We start from the raw sequence: 17141 nt of genomic DNA on the forward strand, positions 1-17141 counted from the left end.
GGTCCGGGTCCGCCGCTCCCGCGGGGACCCTTCCGGGCTTCGCAGGGCCGTGGCCGGCCCGGAACGCGAAGCCCTCCAGGGCGATCTCCGTGGGTGGTCCCGCTCAGAGCAACAAACCCGTCCACGCAGTCGACCGGGCCGGGCTCCGCCGCCGCCGCTCCGGCCGGCAGCACGCCCCCTCTCCCGGCCGGTTCTGATGGGCGTTGTTCGTCCCTCGTGACGCCCATCAGAACCGGCCGCCCACCCCGGCTCCTGCAGGCCGAGCGTCGTTCGCGCGGCCCGGGGGCCCGGTCGAGCCCGCCACTGATGCAGGTCGAGCGTTCCTCCGGCGGGTCCGGCCCGGTCGCGCGCCCCGGAACGCGGCCGGCCGGCGCTGAAGGTCAGAATCCCGAGTCGGAAGCAACCCTCGGCGCCGGCCGGAGACCTGGCGAGTTCGGCTGGGGGTCCGGCGGGGTGCTGGGGCGGCCGGGTGAGGTGCTGGGTGACACGGATCCGGGGGTGGGGGCTGGGGCCGAGGAGCGGGCGGCCGGGGTTGAGGGGCGGCGGCATGGGATGGGATGGGAGGAATGGGGGAGGGTGGATCGGCTGGGTGGGTGGTGAACGGGCTCGAGGCTCCTCAATGGATCTTTCGGTGGCTAGGCTGCACGCCATGCGGCTGGGCGTGAATCTTCCACAGACGAACCGGTATGACCTCGGGCGGGACGTGACCGCTTTTGCCCGCGCGGCCGAGGAGATCGGGTATGACAGTTTGTGGGCATATGAGCGGATCCTCACCCCGGAGGACACCAGCGGTCCGCACGGGCTGTACGGCGTCCCGGACCTGGCCTGGCCGGAGAGCTATGCGCACACCACGGACGCGCTGGTCACCTTGAGTCTGGCGGCGGCCGTGACGAGTCGCGTCGAGCTGGGCACCAGTGTGCTGATCCCGGGGCTGCACCTGCCGTTCCGGCTGGCCCGGACGCTGGCCGCCTTGGACACCGCCAGTAACGGCCGGGTGATCGCGGGGCTGGGCAGTGGGTGGTCGATCGACGAGTTCGCGGCGACCGCGCCCCGGCCGATCGAGGAGCGGGGGCAGGCGCTGGACGAGTTCCTGGACTATGCGGCCGCGGTCTGGGGGCCGGATCCGGTGTCGTTCGAGAACGAGCGCTACCGGCTGGCGCCGAGCCGGGTCAACCCGAAGCCGGCGCGACGAGTGCCGTTGTTCCTGGCCGGGTCGAACCGGACGGCGCTGGGCCGGATTGCCCGTCGGGGTGACGGCTGGCTGCCCACGGGCGTGCCACCGCAACAGGCCGGGGAGATCCTGGCCGGACTGCGGGCGCAGGCGGCCGCGTACGGGCGGGACCCGTCGGAGATCAGCTGCATCTTCCAGCTGGGGATTCGGAGTCTGGCCGAGGTGCCGTCGGAGGGCAGGCAGCCGTACACCGGGAACGTGAAGCAGATCGTCGAGGACGTGGCGGCGCTCGGGGAGGCCGGCGTCGATCATGTCTACGTGACGCTGACCTCGGCGGCGAGCGGCCTCGACGAGCTGATCGAGGTCGCGGAGAGCCTGCACACCGAGGTCCGCGCCGCCGGTCTCTGAAGCGGCCGCCCCGAAGCGGTCGCTCCAAAGACTCGCCCCCGCAGAAACCCCCATCCCGGAAGCCGCGTGTGAAGGCGTCGGCGGACGAGCCGTCCCGGGTCAGCGCACCGGCTCGTAACTGGTCACCACGACCCGATCGTCGACCGGCCGGGACCGTACGGTCCGCAGCCCGAGCCGTTGCTTCGGCTCCCCGAACAGCCGCTTTCCCCCACCGAGGACCACCGGGTGTACTGCCACGTGGTACTCGTCGATCAGCCCGAGCTCGGTGAGTGCCGCCGCCACCCCCGCGCCGCCGGTGAGGAGCAGGTCGCCGCCGGGCTGCTCCTTCAGCGCGAGCACCTCGGTCCGTAGTTCGTCACGGATGACGCGACTGGTCCAGGCGTCCCCCGCGTACGTCCGGGAAAAGACGATCTTCGGGGTGGCACGCCAGAACGGAGCGAACGCCCGGGTGTGCGGGTCGTCGGAGATCGACTCGGCGTGGGGCCAGAAGCCGACCATCATCTCCCACACCGGGCGGCCGAACAGCAGCGTGTCGACGGTGCGGTCGAGGCTCTCGGAATAGGCGGAGAGTTCCGGGCCCATCACCGGCCAGTCGAATTCTCCGTCCGGCCCGTTGACGAACCCGTCGACCGACGTGTGCACCCAGTAGATGATCTTCCGCATGACGACTCCCGATGACGGTGGCGAACTCTCGTCCGTCAGTCGGAACCGGTGGCCGGTTCTGTACATCGTCGCGGAGTTTCTCAGGGCAGGTCCAGCGACTGCGCGTGGTTCGCCATGATGATGCCCGGACCGAATCGCCGGAACGCCGCCGAGCGCACGAACCGGGCAGGTTACCGGCCTTGTCCCGCATTTCCGGCGGCGGCGACGAGAATGCGGAGCATGGGCCGTGGTGCCTTTCAGGAAGTGGCCGGGAGCGCGCCGGCGCCCCATTCGCGGCGGACCATCTCGGCGAACGCGGCTCGGTAGTACGCCTCCTCGTGGGCGCGTGCCGCCACGAATCCGGCGCCGGGGAAGTGACCGGGCAGCGCAACGGGGTACAGCGTTTCGCCGAGAGTGGTGAAAGCCTGCAGGATCAGCTGGGGGAGTCGCATCGGAATTCTCCTGACGAAATCGGGCCGGACTGCCTGTGAACGACACTCACACGCAGCCCGTCCCGGCACGCCAGGGAGAACCACTGGCCGGACCCCGGGTGGGCCCGGGCCGCCTACCGGGGTGGTAACCCGGCGAGCCGGCGCAGCAACGGGGTCAGCGTCGCCAACTGGTTGCTGTCGAGCCGGAGCAGGATGATCCAAAACCATTCCGCGGTACGGCAACAGAGGCGCGACGGCGGCGGAAGGTATGCCGTCCCCCGCAAGCCGGTGCCGATGCCCGGCCACAAATCGGTCGGGCGTCGGCGGCCGGGGCGGGGTGACGGTCAGCTCTCCGGGGAGACCAGGACGACGACCTTGCCGGTGATCGGCGCGGTGAGCGTCTCGGTGTGCACCTGCGACAGGTCGGCCAGCGGCACCCGCCGGGTCGGGCCGAGCCGCAGTACGCCGGAGTCGAGCAGCGTCACCAGTTGGGTGAGCTGTTCGGCGTCCGGGTGGAAGAAGAGGTTGATGCCGCGCACGCCGCGGGCCTCGTCGGTGGGGGCCGGCATCCAGACCGTCGTGTTGACGGCGACGCCGCCGTCACGGATCAGCCCGGCCGTGGCGGCCAGCTGCTCCGGATCGACCGGTGCCAGGTTCAGCACCACGTCGACCGGTTCGGCCAGCTCGGGCAGGCCCGGGCCGTGGATCTCGTCGGCGCCGGCCGCTTCGGCCTGTTCGGCGCTGCCCGCGCCGGTGGTGGCGATCACGTACGCCCCGGCGTTCTTGGCCAGCTGGACGGCGTAGCCGCCGACGACGCCGCCGGCACCGTTGATCAGCAGCCGCTGACCGGCGGTCAGGTTCGCGTGCTCGAACAGCGCCTGCCACGCGGTGAGGCCGACCAGCGGCAGGCCGGCGGCGTCGGCAAGCGGAACACTCGCGGGTGCTGCCGCCAGGATCGCGGCGGGGGCGATCACGTACTCGGCGGCGGCACCGCGGCTGGCCAGCGGCAGGGCGCCGATGACCCGGTCGCCGACGGCGAGCCCGGTCACGCCGTCGCCGAGGGCGTCGATCGTGCCGGCGATGTCGATGCCCGGGGTGTGCGGCAGGGCCACCGGGATCGGGCCCTGCATGCGGCCGGCCCGGATGTTGCCCTCGACCGGGTTGAACGACGTCGCCGCCACTCGGATCCGGACCTCCCCGGCGCCGGGGACGGGCTGCTCCACGTCCTCGTAGCGCAGGACGTCGGGGTCGCCGTACTCGTGGAAACGCACTGCCTTCATGACGGGACGACCTTTCGGATGGTTGCTTCGAACTCGAAGCAATTTGAACCTAACATGCTTCGGATTCGAAGCAATAGTTGGTGCGGTGTGAGGCGGGCTACAGTCGCCGGAGCTTGTCGTCGGAGACGGAACCGGGAACCGCGGTGAAGATCAGCAGCAGCTGACGCTCCACCGGATCCACCAGGAGCTGGCGATGCAGCGTCAGCATGCCCAGCTCGGCATGCCGGTAGCGCCGCCGGCGGTCGTGCGCGGGACCTGCCTCGGCGAGAAGGCGGCGGCGCGCCGACGGGTCACGCCACCAGCGATCGACCAGGAACCGCGACGACCCGTCGGCCCCGCTGTAGTCGCCGAACAGGGCGATCGCCGGACGCGTCTGCAGCAACACCTCACCGAATCGGGAGAACACCGCCGCGAGATCCTCCGGCAGATGCTCGACGACGAGCGCCAGGAACGGGCTGACCCGATGGCCGGATTCCGCCTCGTCGCGGTCTATCCGGAGAAAGTACGCCAGTAGTTCCCGATCCACGTTGCTCACCGCCTTCCCGGTTCGACCACTGAATGGTGGCCGGAAACGGGAGGCGGAGGAATGGCGCGGTTGTCCACGGTACGTCAGACCATGGATACCGGAATCCTCACTCGGTCAGCCGCTTCAGGGCCGCCTCGCTCGGCGAACCGGGCGCGGCCATGAAGACCAGCAGCTCCTGATTCTCGTCGGGATCAACCAGCCGCCGGCCGTACATCTCCAGATCGCCCAGCACCGGATGCCGGTACCGCTTCAGGTCGAGGTGGTGGGTGACGCCCACCTCGTGCCGGTGCCACACCTCGGCGAATTCCGGGCTGACCGTCAGCAGCGCGTCGACGATCTCCCCGGCGGTGCCGTCCGGATCAGCCGTGTAGGCCGCCCGCAAGTCCACCGTGAAGACCCGCCCGCGTACGTCGTGATCCTCCGGCGGATACAGCGAACGCTGGACCGGATCGGTGAACCAGCGATAGGTCAGGTAGCGCGCCATCCCGGTGAACCGGGTGTAATCACCGAACAGGGCCTTCGCCGCCGGCGTCTGCAGCAGCGCCTCGCCGAAGCGGGAGAAGACGATCGCGGGCGTGTCCACCAACTGCTCGACGACGTGCCTGATGGTCGGGCTGACCCGCTCGTCGGGCGAAGCCCGTCGCGGTGCCGCGTGCCCGCCCAGGGTGAACAAGTGCTCCCGTTCGCTCGGACTGAGCCGCAACGCCCGGGCCACGGCGGTGAGCATCGGCTCGGACGGCATCGGGCCGCGCTTCTGCTCCAACCGGCTGTAGTAGTCGGCCGACATGCCGGCCAGCACCGCGACCTCCTCGCGCCGCAGCCCACCGGTACGGCGCCGGGAGCCCCGCGGCAGCCCGACGTCCTCCGGCTGCAACGCTCCGCGCCGCGCCCGGAGGAAGTCCGCCAGCAGCGCACGGTCCATCACTTTCGCCACCGTCACCTACCGCACGCCGCGTTGCACACGCCGCGATCGTACGTGCCGTGAACTAGGGTCGGCATCGTGCGGATCACGAGCGTGAATGCCTGGGGTGGGGCACTGTTCGACCAGTTGGTGGCGTGGCTGCCGGAGAGCAAGGCGGACGTCGTCTGCCTGCAGGAGGTGACCCGCACTCCCGGCCTGCCCGGCTGGACACGCTTCGAGGACGCGCACCGGAGCCTGCCTCAGCGCGCCGACCTGTTCGACGACGTACGGGCCGCCCTGCCCGACCACCAGGCGATCTTCGTGGCCAGTGACTCCGGGCCGGTGCGGGACGACGCGGGCGTCGGCCACCGGCAGGACTTCGGCGTGGCCACGCTGGTCGCCGAGCACGTGCCGGTCGTCGGCGTCGACTCCACGTTCGTGCACGGCGAGTTCACCGACCACGACGAGTGGGCCGCCGACGACCGTCCCCGGGTCGCGCTCGCGGTCCGCGCCGTCGACCGCGCCGCCGGCCGTAACGTCTGGGTCGTGCAACTGCACGGCTTGCGCGACCCGGCCGGCAAGGGCGACACCCCGGCCCGCCGGCAGCAGGCGGAACGGCTCGTCGCGCTGCTGCGCCGCCTCCGCGGGCCGAAGGACCTGGTCGTGGTCTGCGGCGACCTGAACCTGCTGCCGTCGAGCGAGACGTTCGGCATGCTGGCCGAGATCGGCTTCACCGACCTGGTCGGGGAGGCCGACACGCGCACGTCGCACTACGGCAAGCCGGTGCGGCACGCGAGCTACCTACTGGTCTCCGACGTGGCGGCGATCGGGCGCTTCGAGATCATGACCGAGCCGGAGGTCTCCGATCACCGCGCTCTCCTCCTCGATCTCTGATGACGGTGCTCAGCGCGGCGTAACCGCTGTCCCCGTGACCGGCCGCCACCGCACGGGCGGCGATGGCCCGCAGCGCTCGCAACGCACCCGAGTCGAGATCGTGGCCGTCGGCCGCGTCGACCAGGTGCTCCAGCGTGGACGACATCGACGCGACGCTGGAGATCGCGGCCGGGAAGCGGCCCTCGGTCAACTGTTCCGCGAACCGGTCGATCTGCTCGGTGAGCAGCCCGGCCATCGGCTTGGCGAGAGGTGCGAAACTCCGTGGCGCGATGCCCTCGGCGTCCGCCATCGCGAACGCGTGGACCAGCCCGCCGACCGACATGGCGAACAGGTCGAGCAGGGCGGTCTCGTACGCGGCCGCGGCCCCCGGATCCGCGCCGACGAGGACCGTGGTCGGGGCGAGGTCCCGCAGCACCGGGCCGGCCTGTTCGAACAGGTCCGGCGGCCCGCTGCAGAGGATCGTCGCGGCCGGCGTTCCGATCGCCGGGGCGGGGGACAGGATCGCGCCGTCCAGGTAGGGCAGGTCACGCGCGGCCAGGTCCCGGGCCTCAGCAGGGCGGCCACTGGTCAGGTTGACGAGCACGGTGGACGTCCGTACCGGCAGAAATGAGGCGACCGCGGCGTAGTTCCGGACGCAGATCAACGCGACCGACGCCGCTTCCAGCGCCTCGGCCGGGCCGGCGGCCCAGCGTGCACCCCGGTCGAGCAGGTCGCCGGCCCGCCCCGGGGTGCGGTTCCAGACGACGGCCGGACGGCCGGCACGCAGCAGGGCCGAGGTGAGGGAACGGCCCATCGGGCCCAGGCCGAGAACGGCGATGACATCGGACATGCGACCGACGCTAGGGGTTCACGTTGACGTGAAGGTCAAGCCGTGGTCGACTCCGGACCGTGCGGATCAGTGAACTGTCCCGCCGGACCGGGGTGTCCCCGCGGGCGTTGCGCTACTACGAGGAGCAGGGACTGCTCGCGCCGGGCCGCAGCCGCGGCGGCTACCGGGAGTACGCGGAGACGGCCGTGCACACCGTCGGTCACATCCGGTTGCTGCTCTCCGCGGGGCTGGGCACGACGGTCATCGCCGAGATCCTGCCGTGCGTGCCGGACGAGGCCACCACGATCGCGCCCACCTGTCCGGAACTGATCGACGGGCTGGTCGGTGAGCGCGCCCGGATCACCGAGTCGATCGAGAGGCTGACGGCTGCCCGTTCCGTCCTCGATCGGCTGATCGGGGCGGGAACGGGCGGCTGAAGCGGTGTGACCGCTGCTGCCGGCGCCCCAGAGCTTCCTCGTGGCGTGCGCGCCGGCGAAACTCCACACGGCCTCGACCAGGGTATCCGGCGTTTCGGTCCGCGGCATGTGGCCGGTCGCGGAGCAGGGTGAACTCGGCGCCGGGGATCGCGGCGGCGAAGGCGCGACCGAAGTCGACGTCGCCGACCCGGTCGCCCTCACCCCAGACGACCAGGGTCGGCGTGCTGACCCCGCTGAGCCGCGCGGCCAGGGTCGGGCCGGTCATCGCGCGCCCGGCGTAGGCCTCGAGGGCGACGCGGTTGCCGGCCCTCGGCCCGCGAGGGATGAGGATCAGCCGTTCTCGCGGGCGGCCTTCTCGATCACCGACGCGGTCTTCTCCGGCTGCGACGCCAGAACCAGGTGCGACGCGCCCTTCACGGTCGTCACCTCGGCGTGCGCACGCGACGCCATCCAGTACTGCGCGGCCGGCGGGATGTTCTTGTCGCCGGTCGGGATGATCGAGTAGCTCGGGACGGTCTTCCAGGCCGGGGTACCGACCTCGGCCTCGTTCAGCGCCGCGGCCGTGATCGGGCGCTGGCTGACCGCGAACAGCTTCGACTCACGGGCCGGGACGTCGGCCGCGAACCGCTGCGGGAACTTCGCCTGGTCGATGTAGAGGTCGGTGCCGCCGTCGGGCAACGCCACCTGCTTGAGCGTCGCCGACAGGGTGCTGCCCGGGAACTCGCCGGACAGCCCGGCCGCCGTCTCCCCGGTCTCGGGCAGGAACGCGGCCACGTAGACCAGCGCCTTCACGTCCTTGTCACCACTGGCGGCCTCGGTGATCACACTGCCGCCGTAGGAGTGGCCGACCAGCACGGCCGGGCCGCCGATACTGTCGACGACGGACTTGACCGCCTGGGCGTCGTAGGCCACGCCCCGCAGCGGGTTCGCGACCGAGACGACCGGATAGCCGTCGGACTGCAGGCGGCGGACCACGTCGTTCCAGCCGCTGGAGTCGGCGAACGCGCCGTGGACCAGCACCACGGTCGGCTTCTTGTGGCCGGCGGTGCCGTGCGCCTCGGCGGCCGACGGGCCCAGCCCGGCGAGGGCGCCGGCGGCCAGGACGACAGCGGCGGACGTAGTGGCGATGACGCGGATCTTCTTGTGCATGGCGGTTTCTCCTCGAAAAAGGTGATCAGGAACGGACAGCGCCGGCGGCGCTGAGAATGGTCTGCGCGACCGCGGTCGGCGCCGAGACCGGCAGCGCGTGCCCGGCGCCCGGAACCTCGGTCTGCTCGACACCGGAGGCGCGCTCGGTCATGAAGCGCAACGCCTCGGCCGGGATGTTCTTGTCGGCGTCACCCCAGACGAACCAGCTGGGCAGAGTGCGCCAGGCCGGGGCGCCGCTGATACTGCCGGTCAGCGCCAGCTCGGTGACCGGACGCTGAGTCGCGGCCATCAGTGCGGCCTGCGCCGGGTCGGCGTCCGCGGCGAACTGTGCCGGGAACTTCGCCACGTCGATCGAGAGCTCGTTGCCGCCACCGGAGAGCGGACGGGCGACGACGGCGTCACCGAGTGTGCTGCCCGGGAACTTGCCGGACAGGCCGAGTGCGGTCTCACCGGCCTCCGGCGCGAACGCGGACACGTAGACCAACGCCCGCACGGGCGGGTTGTCGGCGGCCGCCTCGGTGATGACCTGACCGCCGTACGAGTGTCCGACAAGGATCACCGGCGTGCCGAGCGAGGCGACGACGTCCCTCAGGTACTGCGCGTCACCGCTCAGGCTGCGCAGCGGGTTGGCGACGGCGGTGGCGGTCACACCCTCGGCGGCCAGGCGCTCGATGACCCCGTTCCAACTGGCCGACTCGGCAAACGCGCCGTGGACCAGAACGACGATCGGCTCGGACATGACTTCCTCCAGAAGCGGTTGGCTTTCCTCTGCCAAGAGCTTGTCCGGAGGAGGGCGCTCTGCGCCCCCGGGACGGTCACTGGTGACCCGCGGCCCGTGCCCTGGTCATCCGACCTCTTCAATGGGATCGGAAAACCCTTGTTCGCGTACGCCGTGACCGGCCGCCCGATCGGTCAGCGGCGGCTCGCGAGCACCCGGGCGGCCGCCCCGACCAGCGCGAACGATGCTCCCGCGACGAGCAACCAGATCACCGGCGGCCCGGTCGTCGGCAGCGTCGGCGTCGTGGTGGTCGTCTTCGCCGCCGCCTTCACGTCGAGCCGCCGCACCAGGGCCTTCCCGCTGGAGTCGATGCCCGAGGCGACGATCGAGTGGTCACCGAAGGGCACCCCGTCGGGGATGGTGACGGTCACGCTGATCTCCCCGTTGGCGTCCGCGACGGCGGTGCCCAGGTTCAGCGGCTCGGAGTAGAGCGTGACGGTGACCGTGGAGAACGGCGCGTACCCCTTGCCCCGGATGGTCACCGTGCCGCCGGGCGTCACCGTGTTGTTCGTGCCGGCCGGCTGGTCCAGCTTCTTGTCGGTGGACGGCACCGTCGCCGGGATCTCCGGGGCGCTGGGCGTGACCGCGTTCGAGGCGCCCGACGGCCCGGACTCGCCGCCCTTGCCGAGCGCGACCACCGAGACCGTGTAGGACGTGCCCGCGGCCGCGCCGATCACGCAGCTGGTGCCGCTCGACGTGCAGGTGCCCGGGCCGGGGCTGGCCTCGGCGCGATAGCGGGCGACGCCACTCGCATCAGCCGGCGGGACCCAGGAGACGACGATCGAGGAGACGCCGGCGACCGCGACGACTCCGCCGGGCGCGCCCGGCGGAGCGACCGACGGCGACGGACTCGGGCTGACCGAGACCGAGGGGCTGACCGAAACCGACGGGGACGGGCCGGCCGAGATCGACGGCGACGGACCGGCCGAAGCCGACGGCGACGGGCCGGCCGAAACTGTCGGGGACGGGCTGGCCGCGGACGGGGACGGCGACACGGCCGGGCTGGTGGCCACCGGAGTCGGCGACGGAGCTGTGGTGACGACGGGCTGCGGCACCGGGGACTCACTGGTGACGACGGGCTGCGGCACCGGGGACTCACTGGTGACGACGGGCGACGGCGACTCCGCGACGGACGGCGACTCCGAGGGAAGTTCGGACGGCATTTCCGACGGCAATTCCGACGGCAGGTCGGAGGGCGGGTCAGAGGGCTCGGCGGACGGCAGCTCGATCGGTGGTGCATCGGCGGACGGCGTCACCGTCCTGGACCACGCCTCACCGGAGCCCAGCGAGTTGACGGCCCGCAGCTGCACGGTCAGTTCGACATCGTTGGTCAGCCCGGTCAGCATCGCGGTCAGGTTCTCCGCGTCGTACTCGGTCACCCCGTCGAGCGTGGTCCACGTGACGCCGTCGTCGGTGCTCACCTCGTACCCGGAAATCGTTTCTCCGCCTGTGTCGGGCGGCGGTTCGAAGACCAGCCTTGCCTCGTGGTCGCCGGGGAGCGCGACCAGGTGTCCCAGCGGGCCGGGTGGCCACTTCAACGCCAAGGTGCGCGTGTCGCTCGGGTCACCCCAGCCGGCCACGTTCGCGGCGCGGACCTGGAACTCGCCGATCGTGCCGGCCTCCAGCCAGTCGACGGTCGTCTCCAGCGTCGTCGCGTCGTCCCCGGTCGCGGTGGTCGTCATGCGCCACCAGTGGTCACCGCCGTCGGTGGTCACGTCGTACTGCGTGATCGCGCTTCCGCCGGTGTCCACCGGCGGTTCGAAGACCAGGTGCACGATGTGGTCGGCGTCGAGCGTGACCTGCAGGTCGGTGGGCGCGAGCGGCGTCCCGATCGGGGTGACCGTGGCGGTCTCCGACCCTTGGCCCGGGCCGCTCTCGTTGTTCGCACGGACCCGGACCGGGTACACGCTGCGGGAGATCAGGTCGTACACGTCGCCTTCTCGAGTGGTCGCGCCGTTGCCCGTCGCCCCCGTGGTGAACTGCTGCCAGGTGCTGCCGTTGTCGACGGAGTAGTCGTAGCCGGTGATGACCGGACCGCCGTTGTCGGCCGGCGGCTCGAACACGAGGTGCGCGCCGCCCGCTGTCGGTGTGGCGACCAGCGCGGTCGGTATCCCGGGAACGGTGGTCAGGGAGGTCTCGTAGATCGGGCCGGCGCCCATCCCGTTCACCGCGCGTAGCCGCAGCTGGTAGGTGCGTCCGTTGTCCAGGTTGCCGCGGATGAACTCCAACCAGCCGTCCGTCTCGGCGGGCACCGGGCGGTACCCGATCCACGGGTCTCCGTCGACGGAAAGGTCGTAGTAGACGATCGGGGTGCCGTTGCCGGCGGCCGGAAGGAAGTCGACGTAGGCGAGGTCGTTCTCCGTCCTGATGTTCACCGAGGTGAGCGCGCCCGGGACGGTGGCCGGCGTCACCTGCGCCGTGGCCGCCGAGCCGGAGCCCAGGATGTTCACGGCCCGCAGCTGCACGGTGTATTCCGTCGCGTTGACCAGCCCGGTCAGCTGGGCCTCCAGGACGTTCGGGCCGACCTCGCTCGGCGCGTAGTCCACCGGCTGCCAGCTGCCGTTGTCGATCCGCACTTCGTACCCGGTGACCGGGGATCCGCCGTCGTTGTCGGGCGGGGTGAAGATCAGGCGGGCACCGGTGTTCGCCGGTCCGGCCTGGAACAGGGCGGGCGGGCCGGGGACCTCGGGCCGCGGGGTGACCGGAGCACTCCCGGCCGCGCCCGGGTCGACGGCGTTGCGGGCGCGTACCTGGACGGTCACCGCGTTGCCGTTGGTCAGGCCGTCGATGGTGGTGGTCAGGTCGTCGCCGGCGGCATCGGGCACGAACGGCGTCCAGGTGCTGCCATCAGTCGACCACTCCCAGGAGGTGATCGGGCTGGCCCCGTCGTCACCCGGAGTGATGGTCAGAGTCGCCTGCCCGTTGCCGGGCTCGGCCGAGACGACCGGCGCGGCCGGGGCGGTGGGCGTGTGCGGGGTTGTCGACGCCGTCGGAGCGGTCGCGGCGGACCGGCCGACGTCGTTGGTGCCGGTGTTCGACGCGGTCACCGTGACCGTGTACGCCTGCCCATTCGTCAGCTGGCCGATCGTGCAGGTCAGCTCGGTGCCGGTGCACGACTTTCCGCCGGGCTCGGCCGTCGCGGTGTAGTGGGCGATCGCCCGTGATCCGTTCGCGTCACCGGGGCTCCAGTGAACTTCGATGCCCTGATCGCGCGCGACGGCACGGACGGAGGCCGGCGGCAACGGCACGGTCCGCACCGCGAACTGCAGCGGCGCGAACGGCAGGTCGAGGTCGGGCAGGACGTCGGGACCGCCGACGTGTTTGATCGACGTGGCCGAGGCGTCGAGGCCCCACACGTTGCCGCGAGCGTCGACCGCGATCGATCGGGTGTAGCCGGCCGGTGCGATCTGGGCGGAGGAGTTGTCGGGGTCGACCTTCACGTACTGGTCAAGGGCGCTCAGGTACACGTTGTCGTCAGCGTCCACGTCGATCCCGGACGGGCCGCTGATGTCGAGACTGCTCGCCACCATCCTCGACTCGTCGTTCGTCAGCTTGAAGATGTTCGTCGCGTCGAGCACGCCGGCGACGACGAATACATTGCCGGACGGGTCGGCCGCGATACCCTGCGGCATCGCGAGGCCGTCGACCGTGATCCGCGTAGCGATGCCGTCCTGGCCGATCCGGTACACCGGGGTCGGGCTCAAGTCGAGGACATATACGGCGTTGACGTGGTTGTCCACGGTGAGCGCCATGGGCTGGGTCAGTGTGCCCTCGCCCCAGCTGTCTTCGATCGTGCCGTCCGGTCCGAACTTGATGATCCTGTCCGGTGACATGGTGCTGACGTACACCATGCCGTCGTCGGCGATCGCGACGTCCGTGGCCCAGCCGTTGGCACCCTGGTCGGACAACTCCGTCATCGTGCCGTCCGGCCCGATCCTCTGGACCGACCCGGTGTCGTCCACGACGTAGGTCAGCAGGCCGGGAACGGCCTGCACCGGGTCCGACGCGGAGGCCGATCCGACCCCGGCGAGAACGACCAACCCCATGATCGCGGCGACCAGCAGACCCGCGACACCACGCTCCGACATCCGTACCGACATGCCCGTCCCGCTCCCCGACCCAGCTGTTCTCTCACTATCGCCGATGGAGGAGACGGATCACTGGAAAGCAGGAAATTTCCGAAATAGAGGTTTCTCCGCGCATCGGCATGCTAGGCGGCGGGATCGCGCGTTGCAGCGCGGACCAGCGGGAGCGGAGGCCGCCCGGCGCGAAGTGGAAGGCCAGGATGAAGAGGGTGCCGAGGATGAACAACGGCTCGCTCAACGGCCCCGGCAGGTCCCCGCCGAGCCGTGCCGGCCGCTGGTCCAGGAAGGCGTAGAGGACGCCGCCGGCCAGTGCGCCCCACCGCGTCCCGGCCCCGCCGAGCACGGCCACCCCGATCAGGGACAGGGTGAGGTCGGAGAACGATCACAGGGGTTGGCGCCTGCTTGTGTGGCGCGGCCACATACCCCGGTACGGGCGCGGATCCGTACGGTCACCGGCATGACGACGGCACGGGTGGTCGACCTCGACCTGACAGGACGGACCGCGCTGGTCACCGGCGCGGGCAGCGGCATCGGGCGTGCCTGCGCCGGGCGGCTGGCCGTGGCGGGCGCCGACGTGATCGTGGTCGATCTCGACGAGAGATCGGCGGAAGAGGTGGCCACGGCGATCGGCGGCCGGGCGATCGGGGCCGACCTGTCCGACCTCGACGCGGTGGATGCGCTGCCGGCCCCGGTCGACATCCTGGTCAACAACGCGGGCCTGCAAGTCGTGGCGCCGCTGCCGGACTTCCCGGCCGACAAATTCGCGCTGATCCAGCGGGTGATGGTGGAGGCACCGTTCCGGCTCGTCAAACTGGTGCTGCCCCACATGTACGACCGCGGCTGGGGCCGGATCGTCAACATCTCCTCGGTGCACGGCCTGGTCGCGTCCCCGTACAAAGCCGCGTACGTGACCGCCAAGCACGGCCTCGAAGGGCTCTCCAAGGTGACCGCGCTCGAAGGCGCGCCGCACGGGGTCACCTCGAACTGCGTGAACCCGGCCTTCGTGCGTACGCCGCTGATCGACAAGCAGATCGCCGACCAGGCCGCCGCGAACGGGATCCCCGAGTCCGACGTCGTCGAGAAGATCATGCTGGACCGGGCGGCGATCAAGAAGCTGATCGAGCCGGAACAGGTCGCCGAACTCGTGGCGTACCTGTGCAGCCCCCCGGCCGAGTTCATCACCGGGTCGTCGATCCTCATCGACGGCGGCTGGACCGCGCACTGAGCAGTCGTGTCATGGAAGAGATCGACGTCCCCGCTGCTCTGGGCTCCGCGCGGGATGGCCGACGACCCCGGCGGCCTCCACCGGGCCGACCAGCGCGATGACCCCGGCGGCCTCCACCGGGCCGACCAGCTCGACGGCGCCGACGCCGAACTGGTCCCGGACGTCGCCCACTACACGATCCTGCTCGGCTCCGGCTCCGGCGCGGGCCGCGCCGCCGACCGGATCGTCGCGCTCGTCTCGGTTTCCCGGCTGTGGCCCCGCGAGCGCCTGCCGTCCCCGGCCCCTGCCGCGCTCGCGCGCGGGCAGGCGGTGAGCGGGTAGCCTCGGCCGGTGTTCTCTGCTGAAGGTCCGTCCCTCCGGGAGCTGTGCGTTCAGGCGTTGACCTCGGTGGAACGGGGATACGACCACCTGGCGCCGAAGTTCGACCACACGCCGTTCCGGACCCCGCCGGAGATCCTCGAGGCGACCGTCGACGCGCTGATCCCGGCCGGGCCGTTCGCCCGGGGGCTGGACGTGTGCACCGGCACCGGCGCCGGCCTGACGGTGTTACGGAAGTTGTGCCAGGAGCAGGTGACGGGCGTCGACTTCAGTGCCGGCATGCTCGACGAGGCGCGCGGCGCGGTTCCGGAGGCCACGCTGGTGCGGGCGGATGCGCGGGCGCTGCCGTTCGACGCCGGCTTCGACCTGGCGGTGACGTTCGGGGCGCTCGGGCATTTCCTGCCGTCGGAGCGACCGGCGGTCTTCGAGGGGGTGCACCGGGCGTTGCGGCCCGGTGGCCTGTTCGCGGTCGCGCTGGGCGAGCTGCCGGGGGCGAACAGCGGCGCCTACTGGGCGACGCTCGGCTTCGACCTGGCCATGGTCGTCCGCAACGCCGTGGTGGCGCCGCCCTTCGTCATGTACTACCGGACCGCCACGGCCCGCTCGGTGCGGCGTGACCTGCGGGCGGCCGGTTTCACCGTGGAGACGATCGACCTGCTCGCGGAGGACGACCTGATGCGGTTCTCGCTGCTACTCGGGCGCAGAGCGACCGCTCAGGGGTAGGGCCGCGGCCAGCACCGCGAACGATGCCGGCCCGGGCCGGACCAGCCGCTGCGCCCGGCCCGGGCCGGAGCAGTTGCAGCCACACCGGGCCTCGCGTCCGGAAGCAGCCGCGGCCCCGGGGACGCATCAGGTCGATCGCCGCGGCGCCGAACTCCGCGGATCGCACCGCCTCGGCCGCCGCCCGGCAGTCACGGAAGGTGGGCCGGCCCGCAGATATGACAACACCCCAGGCCGCGGCCGGGCCGATCGGCGACCCCGCGACCGGTCAGCTGGAGCCGCGGACGGCGAGGGTGGTCGGGAGGCGGGGCGGTGGCGGCAGAGCGGGATCGAGCAGGTGCTGGACCGCGGCGGCGGCTTCCTCCTCGACCGGCATGAAGATGGAGGACAGGTCGGCGGCCTCGGCCAGGGCGCTGCCGTCGAAACCGACCACCGCCACGTCGTCCGGCACGCGACGGCCGGCTTCGCGCAAGGCCTGCAGGACGCCCATCGCGGAGACGTCACAGGCCGCGAAGATCGCGTCGAGGCGGGATTCACGGGCCAGCAGGCTCTTCGCCACCGTGTAGGCCGTGGCGCGGGTGAAATCGCCGTGCGCGGACACCACGGTCAGGCCGGCACCGGCCATCATCGTGAGGAAGCCGGTCTTGCGTTCGTGGGCGCACGGGGTGTCCGGCCCGAACACCGCGCCGACGCGCCGGCGGCCGGTGGTGACCAGGTGGACGGCGGCCTGGTGGCCGCCGCTGAGGTTGTCCGGGGCGACGAACGGCACGCCGGGGGCGGACTCGCCGAGGGCGATGGTGCGGCCGCGCCGGGCGTAGGCGGCGCCCGGCAGCGGCGGCATGTTGACCAGGATGCGGCCGAACGGCGGATCGCCGTCGGCCGTCGGTGGGGCCGGGACCAGCTTCAACGCCAGCGCGACGTCCTGCCCCGCGAGCGCCTGGGTCGCGCCGGTCAGCACCCGGCTGTAGAACGGTTTGGCGCTGAGCGCCTGCGGGTCCGGGTCGACGATCAGGATCTCGATGCGTTCGCGGGAGCCGGCGCTGACCCGGCCGGTGGCGAGGGCGCGGGCCACGCCGTGCGGCTCGAACCCGAGGCGATCGGCGACCTCCCGCACCCGTCGGCGGACCTCCGGCGCGACGCCGTAACCACCGTTGATGGCCCGCGACGCCTGGGCCCGGGAGACCCCGGCCACCCGCGCCACATCGGCAAGCTTGGCCCGCTCCTCACTCATGGACCAAACCCTATCCGGAGTCGGCTCGCCCGGACGGCCGCACGGTCACCGACCATGACTGTTTCGCCGACGCGTACGCGGCCGCCCACCGGCGCGCCCTCCGCCGCCGAAAGGCGGGGACGAGACCGCGTCATGAC

The 17141-nt window shown here is 71.6% G+C and carries 17 protein-coding genes; 6 read left to right on the forward strand and 11 right to left on the reverse strand.

All coding sequences use genetic code 11. The features are described from left to right. The first annotated feature begins 631 nt into the window (after positions 1-631). Positions 632-1579: a TIGR03619 family F420-dependent LLM class oxidoreductase gene (locus ACH442_RS14800; RefSeq protein WP_396338515.1), complete on the forward strand. Its 948-nt coding sequence runs from the start codon at positions 632-634 to the stop codon at positions 1577-1579. Between the two features lie 99 nt (positions 1580-1678). On the opposite strand, the gene ACH442_RS14805 is transcribed toward ACH442_RS14800, so the two are convergent. The 5 genes from ACH442_RS14805 to ACH442_RS14825 all read right to left on the reverse strand — a co-directional run bounded on the left by ACH442_RS14805 (position 1679) and on the right by ACH442_RS14825 (position 5380). Beyond that, positions 1679-2242, reverse strand: a complete 564-nt coding sequence (locus ACH442_RS14805) for a dihydrofolate reductase family protein (RefSeq protein WP_396338516.1) — start codon at positions 2240-2242, stop codon at positions 1679-1681. Positions 2243-2478: 236 nt separating this feature from the next. Beyond that, entirely contained in the window at positions 2479-2673 is a 195-nt protein-coding gene (locus ACH442_RS14810) for a hypothetical protein (RefSeq protein WP_396338517.1), read from the reverse strand. A gap of 323 nt (positions 2674-2996) precedes the next feature. Next, complete coding sequence (locus ACH442_RS14815; protein WP_396338518.1) at positions 2997-3932, reverse strand: NADP-dependent oxidoreductase; 936 nt, start codon at positions 3930-3932, stop codon at positions 2997-2999. Between the two features lie 97 nt (positions 3933-4029). After that, the gene (locus ACH442_RS14820) at positions 4030-4467 is read right to left on the reverse strand and encodes a hypothetical protein (RefSeq protein ID WP_396338519.1); all 438 of its coding nucleotides are present in this window, start codon (positions 4465-4467) and stop codon (positions 4030-4032) included. A gap of 97 nt (positions 4468-4564) precedes the next feature. Further along, entirely contained in the window at positions 4565-5380 is an 816-nt protein-coding gene (locus ACH442_RS14825) for a helix-turn-helix transcriptional regulator (RefSeq protein ID WP_396338605.1), read from the reverse strand. A gap of 78 nt (positions 5381-5458) precedes the next feature. Between ACH442_RS14825 and ACH442_RS14830 the strand changes: the two genes are divergently transcribed. Then, entirely contained in the window at positions 5459-6253 is a 795-nt protein-coding gene (locus tag ACH442_RS14830) for an endonuclease/exonuclease/phosphatase family protein (RefSeq protein ID WP_396338520.1), read from the forward strand. On the opposite strand, the gene ACH442_RS14835 is transcribed toward ACH442_RS14830, so the two are convergent. Continuing rightward, a complete protein-coding gene (locus ACH442_RS14835) occupies positions 6201-7082 on the reverse strand; it encodes an NAD(P)-dependent oxidoreductase (protein WP_396338521.1) in 882 nt (293 codons plus the stop codon). The two genes, ACH442_RS14830 and ACH442_RS14835, sit on opposite strands and share 53 nt — an antisense overlap. 59 nt (positions 7083-7141) lie before the next feature. Here ACH442_RS14835 and ACH442_RS14840 point away from each other — a divergent pair, with 59 nt between their 5' ends. Next, a complete protein-coding gene (locus tag ACH442_RS14840; RefSeq protein ID WP_396338522.1) occupies positions 7142-7498 on the forward strand; it encodes a MerR family transcriptional regulator in 357 nt (118 codons plus the stop codon). 330 nt (positions 7499-7828) lie between these two features. Here the strand turns inward: ACH442_RS14840 and ACH442_RS14845 are convergent, their stop codons facing one another. The 4 genes from ACH442_RS14845 to ACH442_RS14860 form a co-directional block, all read right to left on the reverse strand. Next, positions 7829-8647: an alpha/beta fold hydrolase gene (locus tag ACH442_RS14845; protein ID WP_396338523.1), complete on the reverse strand. Its 819-nt coding sequence runs from the start codon at positions 8645-8647 to the stop codon at positions 7829-7831. A 25-nt stretch (positions 8648-8672) separates the two neighbouring features. Then, positions 8673-9386, reverse strand: a complete 714-nt coding sequence (locus ACH442_RS14850) for an alpha/beta fold hydrolase (protein ID WP_396338524.1) — start codon at positions 9384-9386, stop codon at positions 8673-8675. Between the two features lie 173 nt (positions 9387-9559). Continuing rightward, positions 9560-13525 carry a fibronectin type III domain-containing protein gene (locus ACH442_RS14855; RefSeq protein WP_396338525.1) on the reverse strand — a complete coding sequence of 1322 codons (3966 nt, stop codon included), beginning with the start codon at positions 13523-13525 and terminating at the stop codon, positions 9560-9562. Between the two features lie 34 nt (positions 13526-13559). Continuing rightward, positions 13560-13859 (reverse strand): hypothetical protein, encoded by a 300-nt coding sequence (locus ACH442_RS14860; protein WP_396338526.1) that lies wholly within the window; start codon positions 13857-13859, stop codon positions 13560-13562. Between the two features lie 108 nt (positions 13860-13967). On the opposite strand from ACH442_RS14860, the gene ACH442_RS14865 reads away from it, so the two are divergent. From ACH442_RS14865 to ACH442_RS14875, 3 genes are read left to right on the forward strand one after another with little or no spacing between them, the layout of a single operon-like run. Beyond that, positions 13968-14735 carry a 3-hydroxybutyrate dehydrogenase gene (locus ACH442_RS14865; RefSeq protein ID WP_396338527.1) on the forward strand — a complete coding sequence of 256 codons (768 nt, stop codon included), beginning with the start codon at positions 13968-13970 and terminating at the stop codon, positions 14733-14735. 6 nt (positions 14736-14741) lie between these two features. Then, positions 14742-15056, forward strand: a complete 315-nt coding sequence (locus tag ACH442_RS14870) for a hypothetical protein (protein ID WP_396338528.1) — start codon at positions 14742-14744, stop codon at positions 15054-15056. A 9-nt stretch (positions 15057-15065) separates the two neighbouring features. After that, positions 15066-15776, forward strand: a complete 711-nt coding sequence (locus ACH442_RS14875) for a class I SAM-dependent methyltransferase (protein WP_396338529.1) — start codon at positions 15066-15068, stop codon at positions 15774-15776. Between the two features lie 265 nt (positions 15777-16041). Here ACH442_RS14875 and ACH442_RS14880 read toward each other — a convergent pair whose 3' ends face one another. Next, positions 16042-17004: a LacI family DNA-binding transcriptional regulator gene (locus ACH442_RS14880; RefSeq protein ID WP_396338530.1), complete on the reverse strand. Its 963-nt coding sequence runs from the start codon at positions 17002-17004 to the stop codon at positions 16042-16044. Positions 17005-17141: the final 137 nt, after the last annotated feature.

It is taken from the genome of Actinoplanes sp. NPDC020271, assembly GCF_044388125.1.
Taxonomy (GTDB): domain Bacteria; phylum Actinomycetota; class Actinomycetes; order Mycobacteriales; family Micromonosporaceae; genus Actinoplanes.

What these genes read in the sequence shown, in the direction of transcription:
- ACH442_RS14815 (WP_396338518.1), bottom strand. Translation starts at nt 3,932, where the DNA reads ATGAAGGCAGTGCGTTTCCACGAGTACGGCGACCCCGACGTCCTGCGC.
- ACH442_RS14805 (WP_396338516.1), bottom strand. Translation starts at nt 2,242, where the DNA reads ATGCGGAAGATCATCTACTGGGTGCACACGTCGGTCGACGGGTTCGTC.
- ACH442_RS14865 (WP_396338527.1), top strand. Translation starts at nt 13,968, where the DNA reads ATGACGACGGCACGGGTGGTCGACCTCGACCTGACAGGACGGACCGCG.
- ACH442_RS14810 (WP_396338517.1), bottom strand. Translation starts at nt 2,673, where the DNA reads ATGCGACTCCCCCAGCTGATCCTGCAGGCTTTCACCACTCTCGGCGAA.
- ACH442_RS14835 (WP_396338521.1), bottom strand. Translation starts at nt 7,082, where the DNA reads ATGTCCGATGTCATCGCCGTTCTCGGCCTGGGCCCGATGGGCCGTTCC.
- ACH442_RS14850 (WP_396338524.1), bottom strand. Translation starts at nt 9,386, where the DNA reads ATGTCCGAGCCGATCGTCGTTCTGGTCCACGGCGCGTTTGCCGAGTCG.
- ACH442_RS14880 (WP_396338530.1), bottom strand. Translation starts at nt 17,004, where the DNA reads ATGAGTGAGGAGCGGGCCAAGCTTGCCGATGTGGCGCGGGTGGCCGGG.
- ACH442_RS14855 (WP_396338525.1), bottom strand. Translation starts at nt 13,525, where the DNA reads ATGTCGGTACGGATGTCGGAGCGTGGTGTCGCGGGTCTGCTGGTCGCC.
- ACH442_RS14825 (WP_396338605.1), bottom strand. Translation starts at nt 5,380, where the DNA reads ATGGACCGTGCGCTGCTGGCGGACTTCCTCCGGGCGCGGCGCGGAGCG.
- ACH442_RS14845 (WP_396338523.1), bottom strand. Translation starts at nt 8,647, where the DNA reads ATGCACAAGAAGATCCGCGTCATCGCCACTACGTCCGCCGCTGTCGTC.